25 protein-coding genes are annotated in these 25,698 nt (G+C 56.1%); 11 read left to right on the top strand and 14 right to left on the bottom strand.

Going from position 1 to position 25,698, the window contains the following annotated elements; translation table 11 throughout:
• Positions 1 to 274: 274 nt before the first annotated feature.
• Positions 275 to 823, bottom strand: coding sequence for a hypothetical protein (locus AC5EFR_RS10070; RefSeq protein WP_493575697.1), 549 nt, complete (start codon positions 821 to 823; stop codon positions 275 to 277).
• 351 nt (positions 824 to 1,174) lie between these two features.
• Here AC5EFR_RS10070 and AC5EFR_RS10065 point away from each other — a divergent pair, with 351 nt between their 5' ends.
• The 7 genes from AC5EFR_RS10065 (at position 1,175) to AC5EFR_RS10035 (ending at position 7,607) form a co-directional block, all read left to right on the top strand.
• Positions 1,175 to 1,567, top strand: a complete 393-nt coding sequence (locus AC5EFR_RS10065) for a hypothetical protein (RefSeq protein WP_493575696.1) — start codon at positions 1,175 to 1,177, stop codon at positions 1,565 to 1,567.
• Entirely contained in the window at positions 1,564 to 2,490 is a 927-nt protein-coding gene (locus tag AC5EFR_RS10060) for a sterol desaturase family protein (RefSeq protein WP_493575695.1), read from the top strand. The genes AC5EFR_RS10065 and AC5EFR_RS10060 overlap by 4 nt, the downstream gene beginning before the upstream one ends.
• 418 nt (positions 2,491 to 2,908) lie before the next feature.
• Positions 2,909 to 3,664 carry an OB-fold-containig protein gene (locus AC5EFR_RS10055; protein WP_493575694.1) on the top strand — a complete coding sequence of 252 codons (756 nt, stop codon included), beginning with the start codon at positions 2,909 to 2,911 and terminating at the stop codon, positions 3,662 to 3,664.
• Positions 3,665 to 3,689: 25 nt separating this feature from the next.
• On the top strand, positions 3,690 to 5,390 hold the full coding sequence (locus AC5EFR_RS10050; RefSeq protein WP_493575693.1) for a flotillin family protein: 1,701 nt from the start codon (positions 3,690 to 3,692) through the stop codon (positions 5,388 to 5,390).
• A 134-nt stretch (positions 5,391 to 5,524) separates the two neighbouring features.
• Positions 5,525 to 6,034 carry an SRPBCC family protein gene (locus AC5EFR_RS10045; RefSeq protein WP_493575692.1) on the top strand — a complete coding sequence of 170 codons (510 nt, stop codon included), beginning with the start codon at positions 5,525 to 5,527 and terminating at the stop codon, positions 6,032 to 6,034.
• A 23-nt stretch (positions 6,035 to 6,057) separates the two neighbouring features.
• Positions 6,058 to 6,411, top strand: a complete 354-nt coding sequence (locus tag AC5EFR_RS10040) for a YciI family protein (protein ID WP_299921767.1) — start codon at positions 6,058 to 6,060, stop codon at positions 6,409 to 6,411.
• Positions 6,408 to 7,607: an RNA polymerase sigma factor gene (locus tag AC5EFR_RS10035; RefSeq protein WP_493575691.1), complete on the top strand. Its 1,200-nt coding sequence runs from the start codon at positions 6,408 to 6,410 to the stop codon at positions 7,605 to 7,607. The genes AC5EFR_RS10040 and AC5EFR_RS10035 overlap by 4 nt, the downstream gene beginning before the upstream one ends.
• A 13-nt stretch (positions 7,608 to 7,620) precedes the next feature.
• Here the strand turns inward: AC5EFR_RS10035 and AC5EFR_RS10030 are convergent, their stop codons facing one another.
• From AC5EFR_RS10030 to AC5EFR_RS10005, 6 genes are all read right to left on the bottom strand, one after another.
• Positions 7,621 to 7,953: a putative quinol monooxygenase gene (locus AC5EFR_RS10030; protein ID WP_493575690.1), complete on the bottom strand. Its 333-nt coding sequence runs from the start codon at positions 7,951 to 7,953 to the stop codon at positions 7,621 to 7,623.
• A gap of 24 nt (positions 7,954 to 7,977) precedes the next feature.
• Positions 7,978 to 8,649, bottom strand: a complete 672-nt coding sequence (locus AC5EFR_RS10025) for an extensin-like domain-containing protein (protein WP_493575689.1) — start codon at positions 8,647 to 8,649, stop codon at positions 7,978 to 7,980.
• The gene (locus tag AC5EFR_RS10020; protein WP_493575688.1) at positions 8,646 to 9,566 is read right to left on the bottom strand and encodes a prephenate/arogenate dehydrogenase family protein; all 921 of its coding nucleotides are present in this window, start codon (positions 9,564 to 9,566) and stop codon (positions 8,646 to 8,648) included. The genes AC5EFR_RS10025 and AC5EFR_RS10020 overlap by 4 nt, the downstream gene beginning before the upstream one ends.
• Positions 9,563 to 10,648 carry a histidinol-phosphate transaminase gene (gene hisC / locus AC5EFR_RS10015; RefSeq protein ID WP_493575687.1) on the bottom strand — a complete coding sequence of 362 codons (1,086 nt, stop codon included), beginning with the start codon at positions 10,646 to 10,648 and terminating at the stop codon, positions 9,563 to 9,565. Before hisC ends, AC5EFR_RS10020 begins: the two co-directional genes overlap by 4 nt.
• A 134-nt stretch (positions 10,649 to 10,782) precedes the next feature.
• The gene (pncB, locus tag AC5EFR_RS10010) at positions 10,783 to 12,075 is read right to left on the bottom strand and encodes a nicotinate phosphoribosyltransferase (protein ID WP_493575686.1); all 1,293 of its coding nucleotides are present in this window, start codon (positions 12,073 to 12,075) and stop codon (positions 10,783 to 10,785) included.
• A gap of 186 nt (positions 12,076 to 12,261) precedes the next feature.
• Entirely contained in the window at positions 12,262 to 12,732 is a 471-nt protein-coding gene (locus AC5EFR_RS10005) for an Lrp/AsnC family transcriptional regulator (RefSeq protein ID WP_493575685.1), read from the bottom strand.
• A 138-nt stretch (positions 12,733 to 12,870) separates the two neighbouring features.
• Between AC5EFR_RS10005 and AC5EFR_RS10000 the strand changes: the two genes are divergently transcribed.
• The 3 genes from AC5EFR_RS10000 to AC5EFR_RS09990 are packed head-to-tail and all read left to right on the top strand — an operon-like array spanning position 12,871 to position 17,494.
• Positions 12,871 to 16,302, top strand: coding sequence for an indolepyruvate ferredoxin oxidoreductase family protein (locus AC5EFR_RS10000; protein WP_493575684.1), 3,432 nt, complete (start codon positions 12,871 to 12,873; stop codon positions 16,300 to 16,302).
• A gap of 9 nt (positions 16,303 to 16,311) precedes the next feature.
• Positions 16,312 to 17,097, top strand: coding sequence for a 2-(1,2-epoxy-1,2-dihydrophenyl)acetyl-CoA isomerase PaaG (gene paaG / locus AC5EFR_RS09995; protein WP_493575683.1), 786 nt, complete (start codon positions 16,312 to 16,314; stop codon positions 17,095 to 17,097).
• 1 nt (position 17,098) lies between these two features.
• Positions 17,099 to 17,494, top strand: a complete 396-nt coding sequence (locus tag AC5EFR_RS09990; protein WP_493575682.1) for an acyl-CoA thioesterase — start codon at positions 17,099 to 17,101, stop codon at positions 17,492 to 17,494.
• Here the strand turns inward: AC5EFR_RS09990 and gloA2 are convergent.
• The 5 genes from gloA2 to cobA form a co-directional block, all read right to left on the bottom strand.
• Entirely contained in the window at positions 17,491 to 17,874 is a 384-nt protein-coding gene (gene gloA2, locus AC5EFR_RS09985) for an SMU1112c/YaeR family gloxylase I-like metalloprotein (protein ID WP_493575681.1), read from the bottom strand. The two genes, AC5EFR_RS09990 and gloA2, sit on opposite strands and share 4 nt — an antisense overlap.
• 169 nt (positions 17,875 to 18,043) lie before the next feature.
• A complete protein-coding gene (locus AC5EFR_RS09980) occupies positions 18,044 to 19,591 on the bottom strand; it encodes a cytochrome D1 domain-containing protein (protein WP_493575680.1) in 1,548 nt (515 codons plus the stop codon).
• A 12-nt stretch (positions 19,592 to 19,603) separates the two neighbouring features.
• Complete coding sequence (locus tag AC5EFR_RS09975; RefSeq protein WP_493575679.1) at positions 19,604 to 20,752, bottom strand: cytochrome D1 domain-containing protein; 1,149 nt, start codon at positions 20,750 to 20,752, stop codon at positions 19,604 to 19,606.
• Entirely contained in the window at positions 20,749 to 21,051 is a 303-nt protein-coding gene (locus AC5EFR_RS09970) for a c-type cytochrome (RefSeq protein ID WP_493575678.1), read from the bottom strand. The genes AC5EFR_RS09975 and AC5EFR_RS09970 overlap by 4 nt, the downstream gene beginning before the upstream one ends.
• The gene (cobA, locus tag AC5EFR_RS09965) at positions 21,044 to 21,817 is read right to left on the bottom strand and encodes a uroporphyrinogen-III C-methyltransferase (RefSeq protein WP_299936248.1); all 774 of its coding nucleotides are present in this window, start codon (positions 21,815 to 21,817) and stop codon (positions 21,044 to 21,046) included. Before cobA ends, AC5EFR_RS09970 begins: the two co-directional genes overlap by 8 nt.
• Positions 21,818 to 22,403: 586 nt before the next feature.
• On the opposite strand from cobA, the gene AC5EFR_RS09960 reads away from it, so the two are divergent.
• Positions 22,404 to 23,255 carry a delta-class carbonic anhydrase gene (locus AC5EFR_RS09960; RefSeq protein ID WP_493575677.1) on the top strand — a complete coding sequence of 284 codons (852 nt, stop codon included), beginning with the start codon at positions 22,404 to 22,406 and terminating at the stop codon, positions 23,253 to 23,255.
• A 77-nt stretch (positions 23,256 to 23,332) separates the two neighbouring features.
• Here the strand turns inward: AC5EFR_RS09960 and AC5EFR_RS09955 are convergent, their stop codons facing one another.
• Positions 23,333 to 23,746 (bottom strand): cupredoxin domain-containing protein, encoded by a 414-nt coding sequence (locus AC5EFR_RS09955; protein ID WP_493575676.1) that lies wholly within the window; start codon positions 23,744 to 23,746, stop codon positions 23,333 to 23,335.
• Positions 23,747 to 23,808: 62 nt separating this feature from the next.
• The gene (locus AC5EFR_RS09950; RefSeq protein ID WP_493575675.1) at positions 23,809 to 25,611 is read right to left on the bottom strand and encodes a NapC/NirT family cytochrome c; all 1,803 of its coding nucleotides are present in this window, start codon (positions 25,609 to 25,611) and stop codon (positions 23,809 to 23,811) included.
• Positions 25,612 to 25,698: the final 87 nt, after the last annotated feature.

Here is a 25,698-nt window from a genome sequence, read left to right as displayed (position 1 = left end):
CAGGCCGATCGGCGTGTTTGCCGCCTGAACTGTTGAACGCTTGATACCAAGCCGGCTTTTGAGCTGGGTTCGCACCGGCGCGTTTTACCTTGGGTTTCTTCGATTTGGGCATTGTCCGTCCTTTTCAATTCCGCACAGACATAGAAGGAACGCCTCGGGATTGATACAGCTACCTTTTCGCAAGCAAGGTCGACGGGAGACGCGGCCAGTTTTTGGATGGCTCAAAATAGTACGGGGTGACCCGATGGCCACCCCGTTTCTCTGAGAGAGAGAATTACTTGAGGGCGATCATAATACGGCGCGTGCGCGTCTTGCGTTTGCTGCGCCCCTTCTTCCAACCGCTTTTTGCTGCGCCCAGCTGATCCAGCTGCATTGCGCCTTCGGCCATCAGACCATCCGCCCCATATTCCCAATAGCGCAACCCACCACGGGTGGCTTCGGTAACACGGGTGCGGGTTTCGATATAACCGTCTGAATGGGTTACGGTGAATTGGCATTTGCCCAACGAACGGTTGCAACGGTGCGGCGCATAGGTTGTGACCGCCCCGTCGATGGCAACGGTCTCGGTGACTTCACCGCGATCATTGACTTTGTAGCTGCCCAAAAACTCTGCGCCTTTGCCCTGCCCTGCAAAGAGATCAAACACATGACGTCCGCCATGGGATGCGCGCTTTACATGGGTCATGGCCCCGGTGCGATCCTTCATCACCATGACCGACCCCACACCCATCTCACCCGCGCGCCATGTAATGTCAGCAGACGCGATAGATGCAGTGAACATTGCAGAAAGACTAAAGGCCAGGGCGATGATCAACTTGCGCATTCTTGCTACTCTCAGGTCATGGGCCCCCACCCAATGGTTGATAGATTTGGGCGAAATCGGGGCACCACGCAACAGGTTTTTGCCACAATCGCCCTATTGCACCACGCCAAGGCGACAATCCAAGGCTATCGCTCAGGTTGTCGAGGCCCGGGCGACAATAGCCACCAATGTTCCGCCCAAGCCATGAAAGAACACACAGAATCAGGTGGCGGAATCGGCTTCATCTCGGTTCTGTTTTCGGCAATTTTGAACAATTGTGGCCAAACCAAGATGGCCACCTCCCCGGTTTACGCTACGACGTCTTTGACAATTTGGGGTTTTGGCTTGGAGACTAGAGCATCAGGAGGGGCCATGCCGTTATCAATTCTCGTGACACTTGTGGTTCTCGGTATCGCGGGCATCGCGATGCTGACCAAATGGCTTGGCATGTCGACCTCGAAACGGTTTCAAACCGAACAGGATGTCATCGCCGCTTGGGCGCGGGAGTTTCCCGAAACACCGGTGCGTGTCGTGACCCTCTGCCAATCAGGCAATGGCGCATTGGTGACAACCGCACAAGGGCCGGGCTTGGTTTGGGCAATGGGGGCCGATAGCACCGCCCGTTTGCTGTCCAAGGCAAACCTGTCGCCAACGGACACCGGCCTGCGCATTGATCTACCCGACTATAGTGCCCCGCATGCCACCTTGACCCTCACCAAAGCCGAGACCGCGCAATGGTCCGCCCTGATCGGAGCCTGCACATGAGCGATCTGACTTACCCTGATGTTGTCCAACTCGCGGTGCCGTTTTTCATCGCCGCCATTTTGGCCGAGCTGCTGTGGATCCATACGCAAAAACGCGGTGGGCGTTATGAAACCCGCGACGCCGTCACGTCTTTGATCATGGGGGCGGGCAATGTCGCGTCGGGCATTGCGCTTGGTTTTATCGCTTGGGGGTTTTTCACCTTTCTGTGGGAACTCACCCCCTTTGACCTTGGAACGTCGGCTTTGGTTGTCCTGCTTTGTTTTGTTCTCGACGATCTACGCTATTATTGGGTGCATCGGTTTGGCCACCGCGTCCGTTGGGTCTGGGCAAGCCATGTGAACCACCATTCAAGCCAGCACTACAACCTCACCACGGCGCTTCGTCAGACCTGGACCTACACCTTTACCTTTATGATGGTGGTGCGCGCGCCGCTTATCCTAATTGGGTTTCACCCGGCGATGGTTCTGTTCTGCGGCGGCTTGAACCTTATTTATCAGTTCTGGATTCACACCGAAGCGATCGGCAAAATGCCCCGCTGGTTCGAAGCCATCATGAACACACCGAGCCATCACCGCGTTCACCATGGTCGCAATCCGCGCTATCTCGACTGCAACTATGCCGGTGTCTTTATTATATGGGACAAAATGTTTGGCACCTTTGTCCCCGAACAGGACGATGAAAAGGTCGATTACGGCCTTGTGCATAACCTCGGCACTTTTAACCCGATCCGCGTGGCGTTTCACGAGTGGGTTGGCATTTGGAAAGACGTCACCCAACCCGGCATCACATGGTATGATCGCTGGATGTATTGCGTCGCGCCCCCCGGCTGGTCCCATGACGGATCGCGCGACACATCTGAGGCGATCAAAGCCAAGCATCTGGCAAAACACCCTCAAGATGAGGGGTCAGCAGGGTTTTCGTGACACCGGGAAGGTAAAATGGACTACGATCTTTGTCTGCGTTCGACATTCCTAGACTTGGAAAGTTGGGCTATTGTCCTGACTGGGTTCGCAGTTTCCGTCCTTTTGATGCGATTTGAGAAGAGGGGTTTGGCGATCACCTGCTTTCTCATCGGCCTCGTGTTGGCAACAAGTTGGGCCTATTTTTACTATGAACTGAACTGCGTCGAACTCCGCTTCTCTTGAAAAGGAAGACGCCCCCCAAAAGGCCCAAATTAATCGCCGGTAAGGCATTCCTGTCTTCCGCAGGTTAACTTTTTGGGGCAGGCTCACCCTGCGCACCATTGTTGCGAGTAATTCGCATCAAGCCCTTGTAACGGGTTCGTGAGGACCCCATATGCATTGTATACCAATGAATACACAATCTATCCGTTAGGAAACCATGTTCGATCAATTGCTTTCGGACGGGTTCATCCCGTTCACCATTTCGCTTGCTATTCTATTTGGCCTGATGGCCCTTGAACTTGTCTTTGCCTTGCTGGGGGCCACGCTATTGGGGGCCGGTGGCGACGGTGCTGACATTGACGGGCCCGATATTGATGGGCCGGATATGGATATTGGCGATCTGGACCTTGAGATTGATCTTGATGGGATGGATATCGACGCGGCCGATTTGGAATTGCCCAATTTTGCTGATGTCGAAATCGAGACGGACACGCCCGATGGTATTGGCAATACCGGTGGTCTCGCGGCATGGCTTGGCTTTGGCAAAATGCCAATGCTGATCTGGCTGGCCTCAATCCTGATGGCTTTTGGTATCACCGGTGTGGTTTTACAAAACCTCATCGCCGGTGTCTTTGGAGGTACTGCGCCCGCGTGGATCGTGGCCCTTCCAGCGGCTTTTGTGGCCATCTTTTTCGCCCGGCATTTTGGTGCGCTCTTTGCGCGTCTGATCCCGAAAACCGAAACCCAAGCCCTTTCTGAACGCCATCTTGGCCGTCGTCAGGGCGTTGTCACCCAAGGCACCGCCACCCGCGGTCGCCCCGCCGAGGTCCGTGTCACGGATCGTTACGGCAACATCCACTATCTGCGTGCCGAACCGCTTCGGGACGAGGCGCAGATTCCGCAGGGCACCGAAGTCTTGGTCCTGCGACATAGATATGAGGGCGGCTACCTATTGGTGCCGCTCCCCACCTGAATTTTTCAACGAGTTAGGAGACATAATGGATTTAACAACACTTCTCTTTCTGGTTGGCGCTGTTCTCGCCTTCCTTATCGTCCTCGGCCTTGTCTTGGGCCGTTTGTATCGTCGCGCCACACGCGAAGTCAGCTTGGTTAAAACCGGGGCTGGCGGCAAAAAGGTCATCATGGATGGCGGTGCGATTGTTGTGCCCTTGCTGCATGAAATCAGCCCGGTCAACATGAAAACCTTGCGGCTCGAAGTGACCCGCGAGGCAGAAGCCGCCTTGATCACCAAGGATCGGATGCGCGTTGACGTCGGCGTCGAATTCTACGTGTCGGTGCAGCCTACCGACGAAGGCGTTGCCCGTGCTGCGCAAACCTTGGGTGATCGCACCTTTGACGTTGATCAGCTCCGCGAGATGATCGAAGGCAAACTTATTGACGGTTTGCGGGCCGTGGCCGCGCAGATGACCATGGATGAACTCCATGAAAACCGCGCCGATTTTGTACAAGAAGTGCAAAATGCCGTTTCCGAAGATCTGACCAAAAACGGTCTGTCACTAGAAGCTGTGTCCTTGACCGCGCTCGACCAAACACCGTTCGAAGCGCTTGATGAAAACAACGCCTTTAACGCCGTTGGTATGCGCAAATTGGCCGAGGTGATTGCGACGTCGAAGAAGGAACGCGCCCAGATTGATGCCGATGCTCAGGTTGCTGTGCGCCGCGCCGAGATGGAAGCGGAACGCCAAAGCCTTTTGATCCGTCAGGACGAAGAGCAAGCCCGCATCGAGCAGCAGCAGCAGATCGAAACCATGAAGGCCGCCCAAGAGGCTGAGATTGCTGCACGTATGGAAGACTCGGTCCGCGAAACCGAACGCGCTCGGATTGCACGCGAGGAATCTATTCGATCGGCAGATATTGAGCGGGAACGCAAAATCCGCGACGCCGAAATCGCCAAGGAACGTGCCGTTCAAGAGGCCGAGATCGCCAAAGAGCGTGAGCTGGAGGTTGCCAATCAGGAACGCCAGATCATCATCGCGCAAAAGTCCGAAGAGGAAAGCCGCGCCCGCGCCTCCGCCGACCTTGCCCGTGCCGAAGCGACCAAGGCCAACGAAGCCGTAGTCACCGCCCAGCAGGTTGCTGAAGCGGAGCGGAAGAAGCAGATCGCCTTGATCGAAGCCGCCCGAGAAGCGGAGCGAGAAGCGACCAAGATTCGTCTTGCTGCAACCGCCGAGAAGGACGCCGCACAAGACCGCGCCGATGCCCGCCGCGAAGAGGCCCAGGCCGATGCGGATGCGCTGACCATTCGTGCCGAAGCCAAAAAGCAAGACATGCTGGCCGAAGCCGAAGGTAAACGCGCGATTACCGATGCCGAGAACGCGCTTAGCACCGAATTGATCGCAATGAAGGTTGAATTGGCCCGTCTCGAAGCGATGCCGAAAGTCTTGGCCGAAGCGGTCAAGCCGGCTGAAAAGATCGACTCGATCCGCATTCATCAAGTCGGTGGCTTAAACGGCGGTGCGTCGGGAAACGGCACAGGCGGTGATAAGCCGCCGGTCAACCAAGCGCTCGATTCCATCATGGGCATGGCCGTGCAGATGCCGGCGCTGAAAAAGCTCGGGGATGAGTTGGGTCTGACGATGGACGGTACCGTCTCGGGTCTGCTTGGTGACACGCCGCCACCGTCAGAGCCAGCTGCCGAAAAGGCGCCGGACACCGGCGAAAAACCAGCCGAAGACTAAACACCGAAAGGGCGGGATCATCCCGCCCTTTTCCGTTTTCAACAAAAATTTCACGCGGATGTCCATTGGCCGCGATCTCGTTCGTCATGTTGGTGAAGGCGCTGTTGCCTTTGCTTACACCGAAAGAGGAACTCATGACACTTTGGACACTTTTGCTTGGCGGGCTCGGCGTTGTTGCCATTTCCGCAGCGGGCACAATGCTACTCCCCCGACACATCCATGTTGAACGCCAAAGCACCCTTGCGACCACACCGGATGCAGTTCTGGCCCTCGCCACATCAACGCAGGGATACCAAGCCTTTAACCCCTACAAAAGCGTTGACCCCAATCTATCCATCACCCCATTTGGCCCGACAAAGGGCATCGGCGCGGGCTTTCACTTTGACGGCAAAGACGGCAAGGGCAGCCAGACGATCGCTGAAGTTAGCCCCTCTCATGTGCGCTATGACATCGATCTTGGTGCGATGGGGCAACCGGTCCAATCCATCCACGCCACCCCAACCAATGATGGAACCCGCGTGATCTGGCGCATGGATATGGATCTCGGTTTTAACCCCGTCGCTCGCGTGTTTGGGCTTTTCTTGGACAAGATGGTCGGTCAAACTTTCGACCAAGGGTTGGCCAATCTCGCCGCCGCCACCTGATTTCTTTTAAAGAGGACAATACAATGCGTTACACCTTCTTGCTATACACCGACCCTGCTGATCTTGCCGATATGACCCCTGCGGATTGGGAAGCCGAAAAAGAAGTCTACGGTGCCTATATCGGTGCCCTCAACGAGGCCGGCGTTTTTGTCGACACCGATTGGCTACAGCCGGTTCACACCGCCACCACCCTGTCGCTCAAAGGCGGCACAAAACAGGTCCAGGACGGCCCCTTTGCCGATACCAAAGAAACACTTGGCGGGTTCTTCGTCATTGACGTGCCCGATCTCGACGCCGCCATGGCATGGGCCGAAAAATGTCCGGCGGCCAAAGTTGGCAAGGTCGAAATCCGCGCCTCGGCCATGGGGTCAGAATGACATCTTCTGCCCGCGTCGCCGAGATGGCGGCGCGGGACTCCTATGGCCGATTGCTGGCCTATTTGTCGTCTCGAACCCATGACATTGCTTTGGCCGAAGACTCGCTTGCCGATGCCTTTGTTCAGGCGCTCGACCTATGGCCGACGCGCGGGGTTCCCGACAATCCCGACGCGTGGCTTTTAACAACGGCGCGCAATCGGCTCACCGATCGCCAGCGTCATCAAACTCAATTCCCGACCAAGGACGAAATCCCCGATATGCCCGCCGATGACACATCGCCCGGACTGTTTCCCGATGAACGGCTGGCGCTTTTGATGGTCTGCGCGCACCCCTCAATTGCGTCCGACCTTCATGTGCCATTGATGCTGCAAACCGTTCTCGGGCTTGAGGCCAAAACCATCGCCCGCCTGTTTCTTGTCTCACCGACCGCTTTGACCAAACGCTTGGGCCGTGCCAAGGCCAAAATCCGTGACGCCGGTATACCGTTTCATATCCCGGATGCTGCGGTTCTCCCTTCCCGCGCCACGACCATTCACGAGGCGATTTACGGGTTGCACGCCTATGATTGGCTCAATCCCGCGGATGATTTGGGCGACGAAGCCTTGTATCTGGCGGACCTCATGACAAAACTGATGCCCGAGAATAGCGAAGGTTTGGCCCTTGCTGCGCTCATCGCGCTAAGCCATGCCCGCGCCAATGCGCGCATTGTAAACCAAACCCTTGTTTCAACCGAAGATCAGGACACTTCGCTTTGGGATAGACGACTGATTTTCTATGGAAAACAAACCCTTGCGCGTGCCTACACCAAGGCCACTGTTGGGCGATTTCAGATTGAGGCGGCCATCGAAACCGTCCACATCGCGCGAAAGGACAGTGGTCAAACCGATTGGGAGGCCTTGAACAAGCTTTATTACGCACTGCTTCAAATCGCCCCGTCGCTTGGGGCCCTTGTTGCTCAGGCGGCTGTTATTGGTCGGCTGCACGGCCCCCAAGCTGGGCTAGATGCTTTGGACGCCATGCAAGGCCAAGCTGGAACCGGGTTTCAACCCTATTGGGCGGCGCGGGCCACGTTTTTGGCAGAGATTGGCCAGGTTGCTGAAGCAATCACATGCTTTGAAAAAGCTATCTCGCTTGCGACCGATCGCGCCACAATCACCCTGTTGACCAAGAGGCGTAACGCTTTGCATCACGGTTAACAAAAGGCTGAAATTAAAGCGTGGGCTGGCCGTCAAACCCTTCGAATCCACCGGTTGTTTCGACGACATCCGCCTCGAAATGGGCAATCATCGGCATAACCTCGTGCTCGATTTTGGTGTTCCAGACCGGCCCGTCATAAAAGCCATTCTTGATCGCCTCGCGCGCCTCAAGTGACGCAAAGGCCCGCATCCAATGCACCTTGTTCGGGTCATCCAAATCTCGCATTGGTCCAAAAACCAACATCCCGGCATCGCGCAACGCAGGGCGGTTAACCCGCTCAAAGTAATCGACAAACTCGTCACGACGGCCGGGATGTAGCGTATAGTGGCGGATTTCGATGATCATGCCCGACCCCCGGCCTTTTCATGTCTATTTGCAATAAGACCCGCTGCGATAGCTGGCGGTGTCAAAATGAAAATGATCCTTGTGGTGGCGATCCGAATTCGGCCCCAAAACGGTTCCGAATGGTCCACAGGCCGCCGTATGCATTTCACGTAGGGCTTTGCCTTTTTTGCCGCGCCCCCAATCGTTTAGGACCGACATTTCAGACCCATCCGCCAATTGCACCGCCGCGATATCAATCGCCTTGCCGCGCCCATGTTCCGAAATCTTGCCACCGGGCTGGTTGTTGCGTGTCCGACAGGAATAATGCGCCACCACCCGCAAACCAGACAGCCCGCCACCCTGTTTGCCAACAGCCGGGCGAACACCGTTGTTCACCCATGTTTTCAATGCCTTAGCCGTTTCACAATTGATTGTCGCCGCTTGGCTAAGCGGCACACCGGCCACAGATTGCAAACGAATTGCATTGTCCAAGCCACAGCCCGAAATTCGTCCGGGAACCTTGCCAACGATCTCACCCTGAAGGGCCGGATCACCACAAAGACCGGGGCTGGTTGCCTCGGGATCGTCTTGAGAAAACGCAGTGCTCAGGAATTCGCGCACCCCTTCAATATCGCTCTCCGCCTTAGAGCTCTTTTCCTCGCCACCACAGGCGCTTAGCGCCAGTAAAACACATGTCACCCCAACCCAATATTTCACCGGTCCACCTTTGCTCGGCCAAAATCTGGTGCATCTGTATCCTGACCGGCCTCAAGAATGCCACGGCGGATGGCGCGGGTATGGGTGAAATAGGCATGAAGCTGCTCACCGTTGCCGGTGCGAATGGCCCGTTGCAGCGCCATCAACTCCTCGGTGAAGCGGCCCAAAACCTCGATTGTGGCGTCTTTGTTGGTCAAAAACACATCGCGCCACATGGTCGGATCACTGGCGGCAATCCGGGTGAAATCGCGAAAACCAGCGGCGGAAAACTTGATGACTTCTTTGTCGGTGACACGTTTGAGATCATCGGCCACGCCAACCATCGTATAGGCGATCAGGTGCGGGATATGGCTTACGACGGCACAAACCATATCGTGATGTTCCGGGTCCATCCGTTCCGTATTGGCCCTTAGCGATTTCCAATATGTTTCAACACGTTGAACAGCATCCTCATCACTCCCTTCGGTCGGAACAATAAGACACCAGCGGTTGTCAAACAGCGAAGCAAACCCCGCATCCGGGCCGGAATGTTCAGTTCCGGCCATAGGGTGGGTGGGAACAAAATGTACGTCGCTTGGCAGGTGCGGCGTGATCACCTCGATCACCGTGCGCTTGACCGAGCCAACTTCGGACACCGTCGCCCCCGGTTTCAGATGCGGCGCGATTTGCTCCATCACCGGGCCCATCGCCCCAACCGGAACGGCAAGAACGATGAGATCGGCGTCTTTCACCGCCTCTTCGGCGCTATCACACACGTTATGACACAGGCCCAAACGCCGCGCCGTATCGCGGGTTTCTTGTGACCTAGCATAGCCTGTGACATGGGCCGTGCTCCCGGCGCGCTTCATCGCCCAGAACATCGACGACGCAATAAGGCCAAGCCCAATCAACGCCACGCGTTTGTATGGTTCACTCATCTGGCACCGGCCTTAAATTGCCCCACCGCATGGGCAACCTGACGGCAGGCCGGTTCGTCACCAACCGTGATTCGCAAGCAATTGGGCAGGCCATAACCCCCGACCTGACGGACGATAAGCCCTTGAGTTTGCAGATAAGCGTCACAGGCTTGCGCTTCTTCCGGAGAGCCAAAGCGCGCCAAAACGAAGTTCGCAGTTGAGGTATCGCATTGCACCCCATGCTCGGCCAATGCCTCGGACAGCCACGCCCGCAAACGGGTATTTTCGTCCCGGCACTTGTTGGCATAGGCGACGTCACGTACCGATGCCTCGGCCGCGGCAAGCGCCGTGTTGGACACGTTGAATGGCCCGCGCACCCGGTTCAAAACATCAATCACCTCACGCGGGGCATAGCCCCAGCCGATCCGCAATCCACCCAAGCCATATAGCTTGGAAAAGGTCCGGGTCATCACAACATTGTCGCGCATTTCAACAAGCTTGGCCCCGCCGTCATAGCCGTCGACATATTCGGCATAGGCCCCGTCGAGAACCAACAACGCTTGGTCTGGAATCCCTTCGGCCAGACGTTCGATTTCAGCCATGCCAATCATAGTCCCAGTCGGGTTATTGGGGTTGGCGATGAACACAAGCTTGGTATTCTCGGTGCACCCTTCAAGGATCGCATCCACATCGGTCACACGGTCGCGCTCTTTGACAACAACCGGCGTCGCCCCGGAGGCAAGCGCGCATATCCGATACATCGCAAAGCCATGTTCGGTATAGACAACCTCGGCCCCCGGCCCACCGTAGGCTTGGCACAGGAAGGTGATGATCTCGTCCGAACCGGCCCCACAAATGATGTTGTCTGCCTTCAAACCGTGAACCTCGGCTAGCGCACTGCGCAGCTCGATATGATCCGAGGACGGATAGCGATGCAGCTCATGCACACAGCGTTTCACAGCCTCTTGCGCGGCTGGGCTTGGCCCGAACGGGTTTTCGTTCGAGCTTAGCTTGATCACATTGGAAACCCCGTCGAGATGCGCCTTGCCCCCGACATAAAGGTCGATGTCCATGATACCTGATTTTGGCTCAATCTTGGTCATATCCGTCTCCTATTGAAAACGTGCTTACCCAAGCGCTTGCCACATGAAAAGCGGCAAAGCCCTGCTATGACATTGCGGCTTGGCAATATGTCCTATTTGCACAGGGTTTTGTACCGATTGCCCCCATCAAGGGGTTACACCACGACATCCATCGCCGTCTGGTCTCCAACGCCAAAGACCCGCTTGTAGCGGGCGATTTCCTCGGCCGGGCCCATGGCTTTGTTCGGATTGTCCGACAATTTCACCGTTGGATGGCCATCGGCCTTGATCGCCTTGCAAACCAGACTGAACGGCGCAAGACCGTCGTCTGGCGCAAGTCCTCGGAAATCATTGGTGAGCAATGTACCCCAGCCAAAGGACACGCGAACGCGGCCTGCAAACTGTTGGTACAGTTCCAAAATTTTGGTCTCATCCAAACCGTCCGAGAAAATCACCAGCTTTTTGGTCGGGTCTTCTCCACGCGACTTCCACCAATCAATCGCGACCTCTGCCCCGGTTGCAGGATCGCCACTATCAATACGAATACCGGTCCAGCCAGCAAGGTAATCCGGCGCATTGCGCAGGAACCCTTCGGTGCCATAGGTGTCGGGCAAAATGATGCGAAGGTTGCCGTCATGCTCTTCGTGCCAATCCGCCAAAACATCATAGGGTGCCCGCTCCAACGCCACGTCATCCTTAGCTAAGGCCGCGTAAACCATAGGTAATTCATGGGCATTGGTACCAATCGCCTCAAGGTCGCGGTTCTTGGCGATTAGACAATTCGACGTGCCAACAAAACTATTGCCAAGCCCCTCGCCCATCGCCTGAACGCACCAATCTTGCCACAAAAAACTATGTCGCCGACGGGTGCCAAAATCGGCAATTCGCAACTCGGGAACAGCACGCAATTTTTCGACCTTTTCCCAAAGTTTGGTCATCGCGCGGGCATAAAGCACCTGTAATTCAAACCGGCCCATCTGGTCTAGAACCGATCGCCCGCGAAGCTCCATCAAAACCGCCAAAGCCGGAATTTCCCAAAGCATCACTTCGGGCCAACTGCCCTCAAAGGTCAGTTCATATTGGTCGCCCACCCGTTCCAGATTGTAGTTCGGCAACCGCATGTTCTCGAACCACTCCATGAAATCTGGGCGGAACATCTGGCGCTTGCCATAAAACGTATTGCCGCGCAGCCAGGTGCTTTCCCCCCGGCTTAGAGACAGTGATTGGATATGATCCAACTGCTCGCGCAGCTCACCTTCATCAATCAGGTGGGCCAACGGCACATGCTTGGATCGGTTGATCAGGCTAAAGGTCACCTGCGTGTCGCGATTGTTGCGAAACACAGATTGGCACATCAACAGCTTATAAAAATCCGTATCAATGAGGGACCGGACGATCGGATCAATCTTCCATTTGTGGTTCCAAACGCGTGTGGCAATGTCGGTCATACCCGGCCCTCTAATTTCACCGTTTGGTTAAAACAATTGGTTGCGCCCTTGGCAAGCCCGGCTCAGCCTCGAACCCTTGGCTTCTTCTTTCTCAAAATGTCCCGAGGGTTCTCGAGCTTGCCTCGGGACGGGGCTGCGCCACACACCCGCCCGCCGCAGGCGCTGATCGCAAGATCAACCCGCACCTTAAACCGGCACCTCGGTAACGTGTTTGACTCGGCTGAGCGCGAAAATCGTATTGGTGCCGGACACGCTGTCATGTTCCAGAACCCGACGCATCAGGATTTGTTCAAAATCCGCCATGTCCCGAACTAAAAGATGCAAAAGGTAATCCCATTCGCCGGAAATCGAATAGACTTCGACAATGGTTGGTTCCAACTCCATGGCGCGTTTGAATTCCGCCCGTGATGCCGCGTCCTGCGCTTTCATGCGCACTTGGCAAAACACGTCCATCTTGCGCCCGACACTTGCCGGATCGACAAGGCGCACATGCCGACCCAAAATCCCGGCCTCTTCCAGCGCTTTGATCCGGCGCCAACAGGTTGCCGGTGATGTGTTGGCCTGACGTGCCAAATCCGCCATCGAGGCCGAGGCGTCACGCTGCAACAAATCAAGGATGCGTTTGTCGAGATCAGTCATGTGATTGAGTTCAGTCATGTGAGCCACATTACTGAAATATGACTTTCACTTTCAACCATCCTCCGCACCATTTTGAACAATCAAACCTGCTATACTGGTTAAAATTCCCGGACGCGCGGGCAATTCGCCCTTTTGAACAGACCTCAAGGGACCAGCATGACAGATCAAACGCCAATCCTAACCGACTACGAGCTTACGGATCGCTACACCAAAACCAAAGGCCGGGTGTTTTTGACCGGAACACAAGCGATTGTGCGGATCGCGTTAGATCAGGCGCGGCGCGATCAGGCCAACGGGCTGAACACACGCGGTTATGTGTCTGGTTATCGCGGGTCGCCTGTGGGGGGCATTGATCTGGAAATTGGGCGAAACGCCAAATTGGTCGCCGAAGCCGGGGTCGAATTCCTCCCGGCAGTGAACGAAGAATTTGGGGCCACCCAAATGATCGGCACCCAACAGGTTGAAACCGACCCGGACAAGCAAGTCGAGGCGGTCTTTGGCCTCTGGTACGGCAAAGGGCCGGGCGTGGATCGCGCTGCGGATGCGCTCAAGCACGGCAACGCCTATGGTTCGTCCCCCAAGGGCGGCGTATTGGTTGTGGCCGGGGATGACCACGGTTGCGTCTCGTCCTCCATGCCGCATCAATCCGATGTCGCCTTCATGAATTTCTTCATGCCAACCGTGAACCCCGCCAATGTGGCCGAGTTCCTGCCCTTTGCCGAATGGGGTTATGCCTTGTCGCGGTTTTCCGGCATGTGGGTTGGGTTCAAGGCGATTTCCGAAACCGTTGAAAGCGGCATGTCGTTTGAGTTGCCCGACGACCGCGTGTTTGAGGACCCGGAGTTCACCCCACCCGCCGAAGGCTTGCACTATCGCTGGCCCGACCTGCCCGGACCGCAGATTGAAGAGCGGATGGAGGCCAAAAAGAACGCCGTGCTTGCCTTTGCCCGTGCCAACCCAATTGACCGCGTTGAGTGGGGGCATGATGAGGCCCGGTTTGGCATTGTCACCACCGGCAAATCCCACCTCGACGTGCTAGAAGCGCTGCGTTTGCTTGGGATTGATGAGGCGCGCGCTGCGGATCTGGGTTTGGATATCTACAAGGTCGGCATGGTTTGGCCGCTTGAAGACGTGGGTGCTTTGAAATTCGCCTCAGGCAAACAAGAATTACTGGTGATCGAAGAAAAGCGCGGCATTATCGAGAGCCAGCTCAAGGAATACTTCTATGATTTCCCCGGTCAAAAACCCGATCGGATGGTTGGCAAACGGGATGAGAACGGCAATCGCTTGATCCCGTGGACGCATGAACTTGGTGCGGTGATGCTCGCCAAAATCATTGCGGCGCGGCTTGATCTGAACTTTGATCTCAAGCTCTCTGACACGGCCGAAAGCATTGTGCCTGCTCCAAACCTTATCGCCGTCGACGGGGCGGCACGCACGCCGTATTTCTGTTCGGGTTGTCCGCACAATACATCAACCAAGGTGCCCGATGGGTCGCAAGCTATGGCCGGGATTGGCTGCCACTTCATGGCAAGTTGGATGGATCGAAACACCACATCGCTTATCCAGATGGGTGGCGAAGGGGTGAATTGGGTTGCCCGCTCAAAGTTCAATGGAAACAAGCATGTTTTCCAAAACTTGGGTGAAGGCACCTATTACCATTCCGGGTCATTGGCAGTGCGTCAGGCCATCGCGGCGGACACCAATATCACCTATAAAATCCTGTTCAACGATGCGGTGGCGATGACCGGCGGCCAAACCGTGGACGGCCCGATTGAAGTCAAAGCGATCGCCAAATCCATGGTGGCCGAGGGGGCCGTCAAAGTTGTGGTTGTGTCAGATCATCCCGAACAATTTGACCGCGCCGATTTCCCATCGGGGGTCGAGATTTTGCACCGCTCGGAAATGGATCGCATTCAACGGGAATTGCGCGACATTCCCGGCACTACGATCCTGATTTATCAACAAACCTGCGCCACCGAAAAACGCCGTTTGCGCAAGCGTGGCAAGTTGGAGGACCCAAAGAAATTTGCGGTCATCAATCCACTTGTTTGCGAAGGGTGTGGCGATTGCGGAGTTGAATCCAATTGTCTTAGCGTTGAGCCCTTGGAAACCGAATTTGGTCGCAAACGTCAGATCAACCTGAACTCCTGCAACAAGGATTTCACCTGTGTAAACGGCTTCTGCCCTAGCTTTGTGACCGTCGAAGGCGGCACGTTGAAAAAGCCCAGCGCAGATGGCCACACAGCAGAGTTTGAAACCCTCAAGGCCCGCCTGTCCCCCCCGGAATTGCCGAGCCTCGACACGCCCTACGACATCCTTGTCACCGGCGTAGGCGGCACCGGGGTTGTGACAGTTGGCCAATTGATCGCAATGGCCGCCAACCTAGAAAGCAAAGGCACCAGCGTTCTGGATTTCATGGGATTTGCCCAGAAATTCGGCCCGGTCCTAAGCTATATTCGCATGGGCAAAACCGAGGCCGAGGTCAATCAGGCCCGTACCGAGCCAAGTTCGGCTGATGCTCTGATCGGCTGTGATCTTGTGGTTAGTTCATCCCCCAAGGCTTCGGCCACCTATCGCAAGGGGCATACGCGGGGCGTGGTGAACACGGCGCTGATGCCGACCGGCGATTTCACCCGCAACCGCAATGCCGATCTGCGCGCAAACGACCGGTTGAACCGCATAGCCGCCGGCATCGACGGGCAAAGCCTACGCAGTTTGGATGCCAATGCCTTGTCCGGTTCTTTGATGGGTGACACGGTCTACGCCAATGTGCTGATGCTTGGTGCGGCGTGGCAGGCCGGACTAGTTCCGCTAAGCGAGGCCTCGTTGATGCGGGCGATTGAGCTAAACGGAGTTAAACCAGACCAAAACAAAGCCGCCTTTACATGGGGTCGGATTTTTGTCGCCGCGCCCGATGCCGTTGCCCGCGTCGCCGATCTTCCTAGCACGCCGGTTTTGTCCTTGGACGAAATGATATCGCGCCGGGCCGGGTTTTTGACCGAGTATCAGGATGCGGATTGGGCGCATGAGTATCGCCGCGTGATCGATCAGGTAAAAGAGGCCGAAACCCGCGTGTTGGGTCGTGCCGGTGATCTCTCCGAAGCAGCGGCCAAAGGTCTGTTCAAACTGATGTCCTACAAGGACGAATATGAAGTTGCGCGGCTGCATCTGGAAACCGGGTTTCTTGAGGGGTTAGAGCACCGATTTGAGGGGGATTTCGCCATTAAACACCACCTTGCCCCGCCACTTTTGTCGGGAAAATTGGACGCCCGTGGACGGCCAGTTAAACGCGCCTTTGGCCCATGGGTTCGGGTGGGTTTCAAAGCTTTGGCCCGGATGAAAACCCTGCGCGGCGGGGCGCTTGATGTCTTTGGGCGCACGGCGGAACGACGGATGGAACGCGCCTTGATCGAAGAGTATCGCGACCTTTTGCAGCGCCTGACAAAGGGGTTGAACGCGGATAACCATGTCGAGGCCGCTCGCATTGCCGGTTTGGTCATGGATATTCGCGGCTTTGGCCCGGTCAAGGAGGAGGCCGTCACCAAGGTACGTGCAGAGATCGACACCGCAATGACGGCGTTTTGAGGAGGGATCATGTCGGACACAATCAAGATTGAGGATCATGGCGTTTGGGTAGAGATCACCCTGAACCGCCCGGACAAGCTCAATAGTTTCAACGAAGAAATGCATTTGGCCCTGCGCGCCGCCCTAGAAGCTGCGCGCGACGGCGGGGCGCGGGCCGTGTTGCTAACCGGGGCCGGTCGCGGGTTTTGCGCCGGGCAGGATTTGGGAGATCGTGACCCAAGCAAAATGACGGGCAAGCCGGACCTGAGCAAAACCGTTCGCGACTTCTATGCGCCTTTGGTGCGGCTGATCCGGGGTATGAAACTGCCGGTGGTTTGCGCCGTGAACGGCGTCGCAGCGGGGGCCGGGGCCAATCTTGCTTTGGCCTGTGACATCGTTTTGGCCGGTCACGGTGCCAAGTTCATTCAGAGCTTTTCCAAGGTTGGGTTGATCCCGGATACCGGCGGCAGCTGGCATTTGCCGCATCTGGTCGGCGAGGCGCGCGCCAAGGGGTTGGCACTGACCGCGATGCCTTTACCCGCGCAAAAGGCGGCCGAGTGGGGGCTGATCTGGCACGCTTATCCCGATGCCGATCTAATGGAGGAAGCGCGCGCGTTGACCTCACAACTGGCCAACGGACCGACGCTTGGCATGGGGTTGACCAAGATGTGTATTCAAGAGGCCGCCACGGCAAGCCTGTCAGACCATCTAGAAACCGAGGCCGATGCCATGAAAACCTGTGGCGAAAGTGATGACTACGCCGAAGGTGTGGCGTCGTTTTTGCAAAAACGCGCGCCCGAATTCAAAGGCCGCTGATATGCAGGACAAGGATTTCACCGGATCGGACGGCAGTGGCATTTTGGCCATTCGCACCATTGCAATGCCCGCCGATACCAACCCGTCCGGTGATATCTTTGGTGGCTGGCTGATGGCGCAAATGGACCTCGCGGCCTCGAACCTCGCGGCGCGTTTGGCCAAGGGGCGCGTGGCGACAGTTGCGGTTGAAGCGATGCATTTTCGCGCGCCCGTACAGGTTGGCGATGAAGTCACATTGACGGCAACCTTGCGATCAACCGGGCGCAGCAGCATGCGTATCCATGTCGAAGCTTGGGCCCGACCGATGCGCGAAGAAGCCGGAACTACCGTAACAGACGCGGATTTTGTCTTTATCGCTTTGGATGAGACGGGAAAACCGCGCGACCTGCCGGATTAGACTTCGTAAAGCTCAAGCGGCAAACCGTCGGGATCGGCGAAAAACGCAAACCGTGCGCCGGTGAATTCATCGACGCGGATGTCTTCGACGGCGATGTCATGGGTACCCAGATGCGTGACCACCGCATCAAGATTATCAACTGCAAATGCAAGATGGCGCAGGCCCCGAGCCTCGGGTCGCGACGGGCGAGCAGGCGGGTTTGGGAAGGAAAATAGCTCAATCTGACCTCCATCCGGAAGAGCCAGATCAAGCTTCCAACTATCCCGCTCGGATCGGTGGTTTTCGGCCAGCACAGACAACCCCAAAATGTCACAATAGAAATGCTTCGACACGCCATAGTCGCTGCAAATGATCGCTGCATGATGAATGTGTCTTAACATAGCGCCTCTGTGCCTCGCCCCGGTTCAGGCATGACACAAATCACATCCACCTCCAATGTTTCTTCTTTCCCGACATATCCCGGAGTGAATTGCCGCGTTGTGGCAAGAGGGGCTAGCCCCTTTCACCGCGCCCCCTTTCAAGGGCGCGCAATCTCACACAAGCTAAACCTTAGTGACTTGTTCCTTCTTCGAAGGTGATCTTGTTCCAGACATTGTATTTGCCCGACGGTTTGCGCATGGGCAGGCGCTTGACGATTTCCAATGTTTCCGCGTCATAAACCAACACCTCGCCATCATCCTCCCAAACCGAAACCAATGCGTGGCTACCGTCTTTGGTGAACTCCACATGGGCAACGGTCGCGCCGGGAACGGGACGCATGGATTTCACAATCTCAAGCGTTTCTTTGTCGATGATGTGCATCACATCCTTGTTCGGACCAAAGAACACATCCGCCCAGACATATTTGGAATTCTTATGGCTACGCATAAAGAAACCAGGGCCTTCGGTCGGGATGGTTTTGACAGTTTTCCACGTCTCCATATCTATCACCGAAATGGTCGCGTCTTTGAGGTGCGGGGTGGCCATCACGGTGCTGTCGCCGTGTTGCCAAGTAATGCCAGAGCCAAGATGCGGCATGCCGGCCAGCTCTAGATCCGCAACTTTTTGACCGATCACGAGGTCGATCACCAAGCCATCTTCGCCTTTGCGCGAGGCACCCATAACGTATTCATAGGTCTGATCGAAAAAGAAATCGTCGAGGTAATCAGGCGTGGTGATTTTACGGATCGGAAAGCGTGTGTCCTGCGGAACCGGCCCTTCGATCTTCCAATCATGCGCCAATCCGCCGGCAAAATAGTTCAGGTCCGGGTGCTTGCTATAGGAGACTTCCCAAATTTCCGGCACATCCTTGAGCGCGAGGACAAAGCTTTCGCGTGGGGGGGCCTGATAGACGGCGGAAACCCGGCTCGGCGTGCCATCTTTGCCTTTGACGTCATGCACTTCGGCCACCGAAAGATCATCCGTTGATAGGATGGTCAGCGTGTTGGGCAGGTAGTTGGCCACCGCCAGCCACTTGCCATCGCCGCTCATCGCGATGTTGCGACTGTTCAAACCGGCGCGGACACGGCCCACCTGTTTCAGCGCCCAAATATCGTACTTCTGCACCCAACCATCGCGCGACATGATGAAAACGAACCGACCGTTGGGGTCAAATTTCGGTCCGCCATGCACCGCAAACGGCGTGGCAAAACGGTCAAGCACCTCAAAGGTATCCCCATCCAAAACCGACACATGGTGATCGCCGGTTTCGACGGCCAGCGTGATGTTCATCGGATCAGAGGACCAAACCGGCGCGTCTACCGACGCATAATCTTCGTCCATCACCCGACTGGCCATGATCTGCTCTTCGCCCCATGGCGGCACGGCCTCTAGCGGCGTTTTGAGGTAGGCAGCCAGTTCGGCGATACGCTCTTCGCTCAGGTCTTCGGAAAAACCCGGCATCTGGGTGGTCACACGACCGTCGCGAATAACCGCTTCGACCTTGGGGCCGCGCATACGTTTCAAGGTTTGTGGGATCAAAGCCGGGCCGGTACCGCCAAGACGGTTGGCGTCATGGCAGTCGGAGCAAAACTCAACATAGTCGGCACGCGGATCAGCCTGTGCCAGTGCGGCAAACGACATTGACGCCGCAAGCACGAAGGTAAGAGAACGGATCATAGTCATATCCCTTTAAAGACCGGTGCGATGCGCACGCGCGGTAAAGAAGATTCCCGAGGGGCTATCAGCCTCGAATTCACCCATTTTCTCAAAGCTTTGGGTGTCATAGATCGCCACTTTTCCGGCATCCCGGACGCTTAACCAAACCTCGTGACCACGCGGGGTGAACTCCATATGGAGAACCGCCGGACCGGGTTTGAATTCATGCACGACTTGTTTTGTCACGGTGTCGATTACCTGAATGGTGTCGTTGTGCGGGTGGGCAAAGTTGACCCAAACCTGCCGCCCATCTGGGCGCGCCATTGCGAAAACCGGTTGGCCATATGTCTTGGTGCGCCCGGTTTCTTGCAATGTGTCGGAATCGATCCAGAGCACTTCGTGATGACCCACCGCAGGCAGGACAAATTCGCCACCGGTATGCGCCCAACCTTCGAGATGGGGCATCTTGTAGACCGGCATTTCTTCTTGTCCGCGGCCATAGTTGGGCAACACCCGGATCGGCTCCGGTTTTTCGGCCCAAAGGTCCAGTGCGGTTAGCCCATCTTCGCCAAACAATCCGGTGATGTAGGTGCGGCCATTGGCGGTCACCAAGGCATCATAAGGGCGATCGCCCATATCGGGGATTTTGGTGATGTCCGCCTTACCCGACGACATATCGGCGATCCAAGTCTCACCGGTATCCCACATGGTAAAGACGAACTTAGAGCCGGGTGCGTCAACCAATCCGATGGTTTTACTATCGGTTGGAATATCGGCGACCAACACCAGCGTGTCGGCATCAAAAATGCGCACGCCGCCGGGTTCATAATTAGAGACAGCGACCAATTTCCCGTCATCGGAAATCGCGCCACCGATGGAATTGCCAGCCTGGACCACACGGTTTGCGATCTTGCGCTCGACAATATCGACCTTGGTCAATCCGCCATCACGGCCAAAGACATAGGCAAAACGTTCGTCAGAGGAGTAGACAAGGCTGGCATGAGAGAGATCGCCAAGCCCCTCGATACGTTCCAAAGAGGCGCGTTCGGATTGGTCGACCAACAAAACAGAGCCGGTGGCGCGTTCGATGATCAGGCCAAGATCGCCAGTGGCGATTGTGTCTGCGGACACAGAGGTGCCCAGCGCCAAAGCAAGGGCGCAAACGGTGTTTAGAAGTCTCACGGGGCTTCTCCTTTGAGAAGATATTCAGCAATCCAGGCCGCTTCGGCCTCGGTCAAAAGGGGGCGCCAAGGGGGCATCGGAGTGCCGGGAACGCCGTCAAGAATGACGTCTTGGAGAACGCCGATATCGTAGTGTTCAATGGTTTGCGGGCGGATGTCGGGACCAAGCCCGCCTTTGAGCGTCAGGCCATGACACGAACCGCAGTCTTGGATCACAAAACGCTCTAGTGCGACCGGATCAATGGGATCGGCCAACACCGGCGTCGCCAAAAATATGAGTATGCTCAGAAGCTTAGCCATGTGCGGCGACCTCCGCCGCCTCGTTTTCCAACGGCAGCCCTTGCGCGCCATAGAGCGACACAACCTTGCCGATGATAAACAATGTTGGGGGTTTCAGCCCGGCATCGCGGGCATCGGCGGCGATATTGGCGAGGGAGGACACCATGCGACGCTCATCAACGCTTGTGGCTTTGGAAATTGCCATAACCGGGGTCGAGCCGGGTAGGCCTTCGGTCATCAGGCCAACGGCAATCTGACCAATATTTGCAACACCCATGTAAACCACCAGCGTCGTATCAGGGTTGGCGAGCCGCTTCCAATCGAGGTCGAGATGCTTGTCCGCCTGACGATGGCCGGTGACATATTGTACGCCGGTGGCCAGCCCGCGATGGGTCAGCGGCACACCAGTGATAGACGATGCCCCTTGCGCTGCGGTGATCCCCGGCACGTATTCGATCTCAATCCCTTGGGCTTGCAAAATCGCCGCCTCCTCGGATCCACGGCCAAAGATCAAAGGATCACCGCCTTTGAGGCGGGCAACGCGATGTCCGGCCTGGGCCTCTTCGACGAGGATTTCGTTGATGCGATCTTGGGTAACGGCGTGGCATTGCGGCATTTTGCCGACAAACACCATCTTCGCATCCGGGTTGGCCATGGCGATGATTTCATCAGACACAAGCCGGTCATAAACAACGCATGTCGCCTCGCGCAAAAGGCGCTCGGCTTTGAGGGTCAAAAGCTCTGGGTCTCCGGGGCCTGCGCCAATCAGGGATACTTTTCCGGTCATATGTCGTCTCGCTCGTCCTATTGGATGGCTATTGGCCAAGCCTGTCCCCCAGACGACCATCGAAGACGTGCGTCGATTCGTGTGTCGGTCGGCGGGTGAAGCTCGGTCCGGTATGTGGGTTATAAAGTGGGGCAGCAGAGGTAGCTTTACCTTGACTAAAGTTAAGCTCCGGCGGGTTTTGGACACGCCTGCCTCTCTTCTGTGCAACCTAACCTGCCGTTTCGAACTGGACCGAATAAACAGACAGGACGGGTTAGGTTGGTTTTGATCGTTTCAATAAAATGGGTGCCCCCTTGCAGGCAACATTTTGACTATGTTGAATCTTTCAAGTCCACCAACTCACGGTTCACCCCGCTCACAAAGCGCTTTTGACTGCGACGGAACGCAGGTCTTTCGATTTGGACCAAAAACTGAAAGCGCGTTTTAGATGATGTCTGAACTCACAATTGTCTTGAGACGTCTAGCGATGAGATCACTCCCGCAAAGTTCCAAAAAACCTTCGGACCTCATTGGTGCCTGTTGATATAATGTGGGAAATATGCTCGCTATAAAGAGGTCTTTTGTCTGCATCTTTATAGGGAAAATTATGCATAAAGTATTTTTACCAATCAGCCTGACTGCTGCAATGCTTGGCTCTGCTGCCTACGCTGAAACCGATGGTCACGCTGTTTCTGACGATATTATCGCGGCGCAACGTGCAGCATTGGCTGCTGCGACTGATGGCAAGGGTTTTGGACCGCAATCTCCGCGTGACATTGATGTGTCTGATGGGGCCAACAAACGGGTTTTCGGCTCTGCGCCAGCCGTTGATGCAATGATGTTGTGCGACATTCACTTTCACGAAAACGCCGAGCACAGGGGCGGTCAGTTCACAACCTTTGCTGGCAATGGCGATGGCCAAGGCTACGGCACTGGTTTCAAGTATAGCGGGGAACTCACCGACGCCGAGCGGGCACCGATTGACACGCCTGTTGGTAAGAGCGAACACGGTGACCTCGTACCCGGAGATACGATCGAGATTCATTTTGTGCACTCGACCGCGCAAGCGTCTTTGGGCAATGGCCTTGGTACTTGCCTAAGCGACTCCATTGGCAATCCTCAACTACGCGTAGAGACGGTTGTCGCCGTTCTTGTATCCGAGGGCGGCGCAGATTTCACCGAAATCGCTCAGATCGAGAAAATCGACGGATTGAACCAGGTGCCCAACCTACCAACAGATTTGGGTCAACCGGTTGTTTATGAAGGCTCGACCACCGGCCCCGGCTACAATGAAAAAGCGTCACCTTTCCAAGTTACTTGGAGTGTCCGCCCTGAAGTGGCTAAGTTGAATATCGGTTCTGTTGGCGCGTGGTTGAAGGACAACCCGTTTGGTGAAAACCACGCCCACGGTGTCCGCAACCTGGTGACCAACACCAACTTGTTGTCGCCGATCAACTGATCTTGAAATTCAATCAGGGCGGGTTTTTATGCCTACCCTGATTGGGCCAGTCGCGGCCGTGAGTGTGGTGAAACCAATTACTCTTCGACCGTGACCATACCGATCATCTTCTGTGTCTCCCAGTGCGGCCCACAAAGGTAATTTTGGTCACCCGGAACGAGAAATGTGAATTCGATGAATTCCTCGGGAAAGGCACGGTCGGACTCGGGGTTACTGCCGACTTGGACAGAATGACTTGTGCGTTTGTCGACATTGACCCAACGCACGGTGGTGCCAACCGGCACAGTGATGTGCGCAGGGCAGAAATTGTATTTGTACATGGTGACAACGGTCAGCCCGTCGGCTTCGGCCGAGGGTGCGCCGAACATGTCGACATAGCGTTCCTCGGCTTCGGCACAGATTACGGCGGGGTCTTTGGACCCGCGCGCAAAAACAGGAACAGCCGCGCTTAGCGCAGCCACAGCAAGTACAGAAATAGCAAAAGGTTTCATCAGGGCCCCCGGTTCGAAATCAAAGGGTGCTGCGGCTGGGGATACCAGCCGCAGCAGATGTTTTATTGACCTACAACGTTGATCATCGCATCCGCGTTGTCGAGTCCGAGGCTGGTATTCAGCGTTACGTGGTGGAAACGTGCCGATGCGAAATCATCGTGGATCGCAAAGCCAACTGTGTAGGTTTTGCCGGCTTCTAGCGGCACATCACCGGGCGCACCCGAAACCAGTTTCCGCGAGAATGTAACGGTCCACATGCCGTCGGCCCCTAGCGAGGCTTCGGCCGCCATGTCACCCTCATTTTGAACACGACGCTCAAGAAGGTAACCATTGGCCGAAGACCCATCCGCATAGACACGCATCAAATCCATGAACGTCCCGTCCTTAAGGTATTGTTCAATCGCTTCCGCTGTTTGCATTTTGTCCCAGCCACCAAGAATGGCACCACGACGGCCCTTGATCTCGATCTCTGTCCGGCTTTCGCTCAGATACTTGGTGATTGTACCCGTCGCCTGAAGTTGAGCAGCGACATCGGCGTTGGCGGCAATCGCCTCGGCACCCGGATCGGTTGGCATATAGGTGTTGTCGGCGTGACAGGTCGCCCAGCAGCCCACTTGTTCACCCATTTCGATTCCTGTGCCGGTGATCATCATCGCCACTTTGATCTGGTTGTCGGGGTCCATTTTGCCACCTTCAACGAAGGGCGCAGGATTGTGCCCGCCGTCTTCCCATTGCAGACGGAAATAGACGTTTTCGCCGTCATGGGTGGCTTGGATCGTCGCCGGGATGGTGCCGCGCTTGCCCGGAATCGGGGTTGGCTCAAGCTCATCCTTTTTGCCACCGCCACCTGCAACGATTTTGTTGCCGATCGCGTCCAGTTCAGCCGCGTGACAGGTTGTGCAGGCATCGCCACCTTTGGTCAACGGACGTGCACCACCGTGGGTTTTGCCGTTCTGAACCCATTCAAACGAGGCTTGGCCCGGGTAGAACAGGGTCAGGTCGGTTGAACCAGCGGCACCCCAATCAAGGTCAGCGCCGATACCTGGGCCTGCCGCCGCGGACTCATCCACCTTGCCAGCCATTTCAGCCTCAACAACGGCGCGCTCATCTGCACGGGCAGCCTCAACCGCGGCCAATAATTTGGCGCGATCCGCTTCCTTTTCTGCCTTAGCGGCAGCGGCGTCTTCGGCCTCTTTGGCCTCAACGCGCGCGAGGCTATCTAGATAGGCCTGTGGCACTTCACGGATAAACTTCGGATTTGGCGCTTCGAGCGTCGCGAGATAATCTTCGTCGGCCCGATCACGTAGGTCGAGGTGTGCAATACCTTTGTGGCAATCAATACAGGTCTGACCCGTTTTCATGGCGTTCAAGTGTTGCTGACGCGCGCGCGGCTTTTGAAACTCGGGCATCATCGACTGGAAGTCGTGACAGTTACGACATTCAATCGAATCCGTCTTTTTCATCCGCTCCCATTCGTTCATCGCCAAATGCAAACGCTTGGCATCAAACTTTTCAGGCGTCGAAATGGTTCCGGTCAACTTGCCCCAGACTTCGCGCGACGCTTTGATCTTGCGAATGATCTTGTGGGTCCAGTCCTTGGGCACGTGACAGTCGGAACACACGGCCCCCACCCCGGACCGGTTCACGTCGTGAATGGTGCCTTCGTATTCGGTGTAAACATAGTCGCCCATTTCGTGACATGAGACACAGAATGGCATGGTGTTTGTGGCTTCCATGGCGGTGTTGAACCCGCCCCAGAAGATAATACCGGCGGCAAAAACGCCGGCGACAGCGGCAATAGGCATTCCAAAAAGGAAGTACCGTTGCCAGATCGGCTTTTTCTCATCGGGACCGTTATCGGTCATGTCCTGGCTCCGTTTTTAGCTGTTTGCCGGAGTCGCCCGACAGATTTGCTTAGGGATGCAAAAAGGGGCAGGCGCATGGCCCGCCCC

It is taken from the genome of Pelagimonas sp. (assembly GCF_058892305.1).
This window is presented reverse-complemented; position numbering and strand designations above follow the sequence as displayed.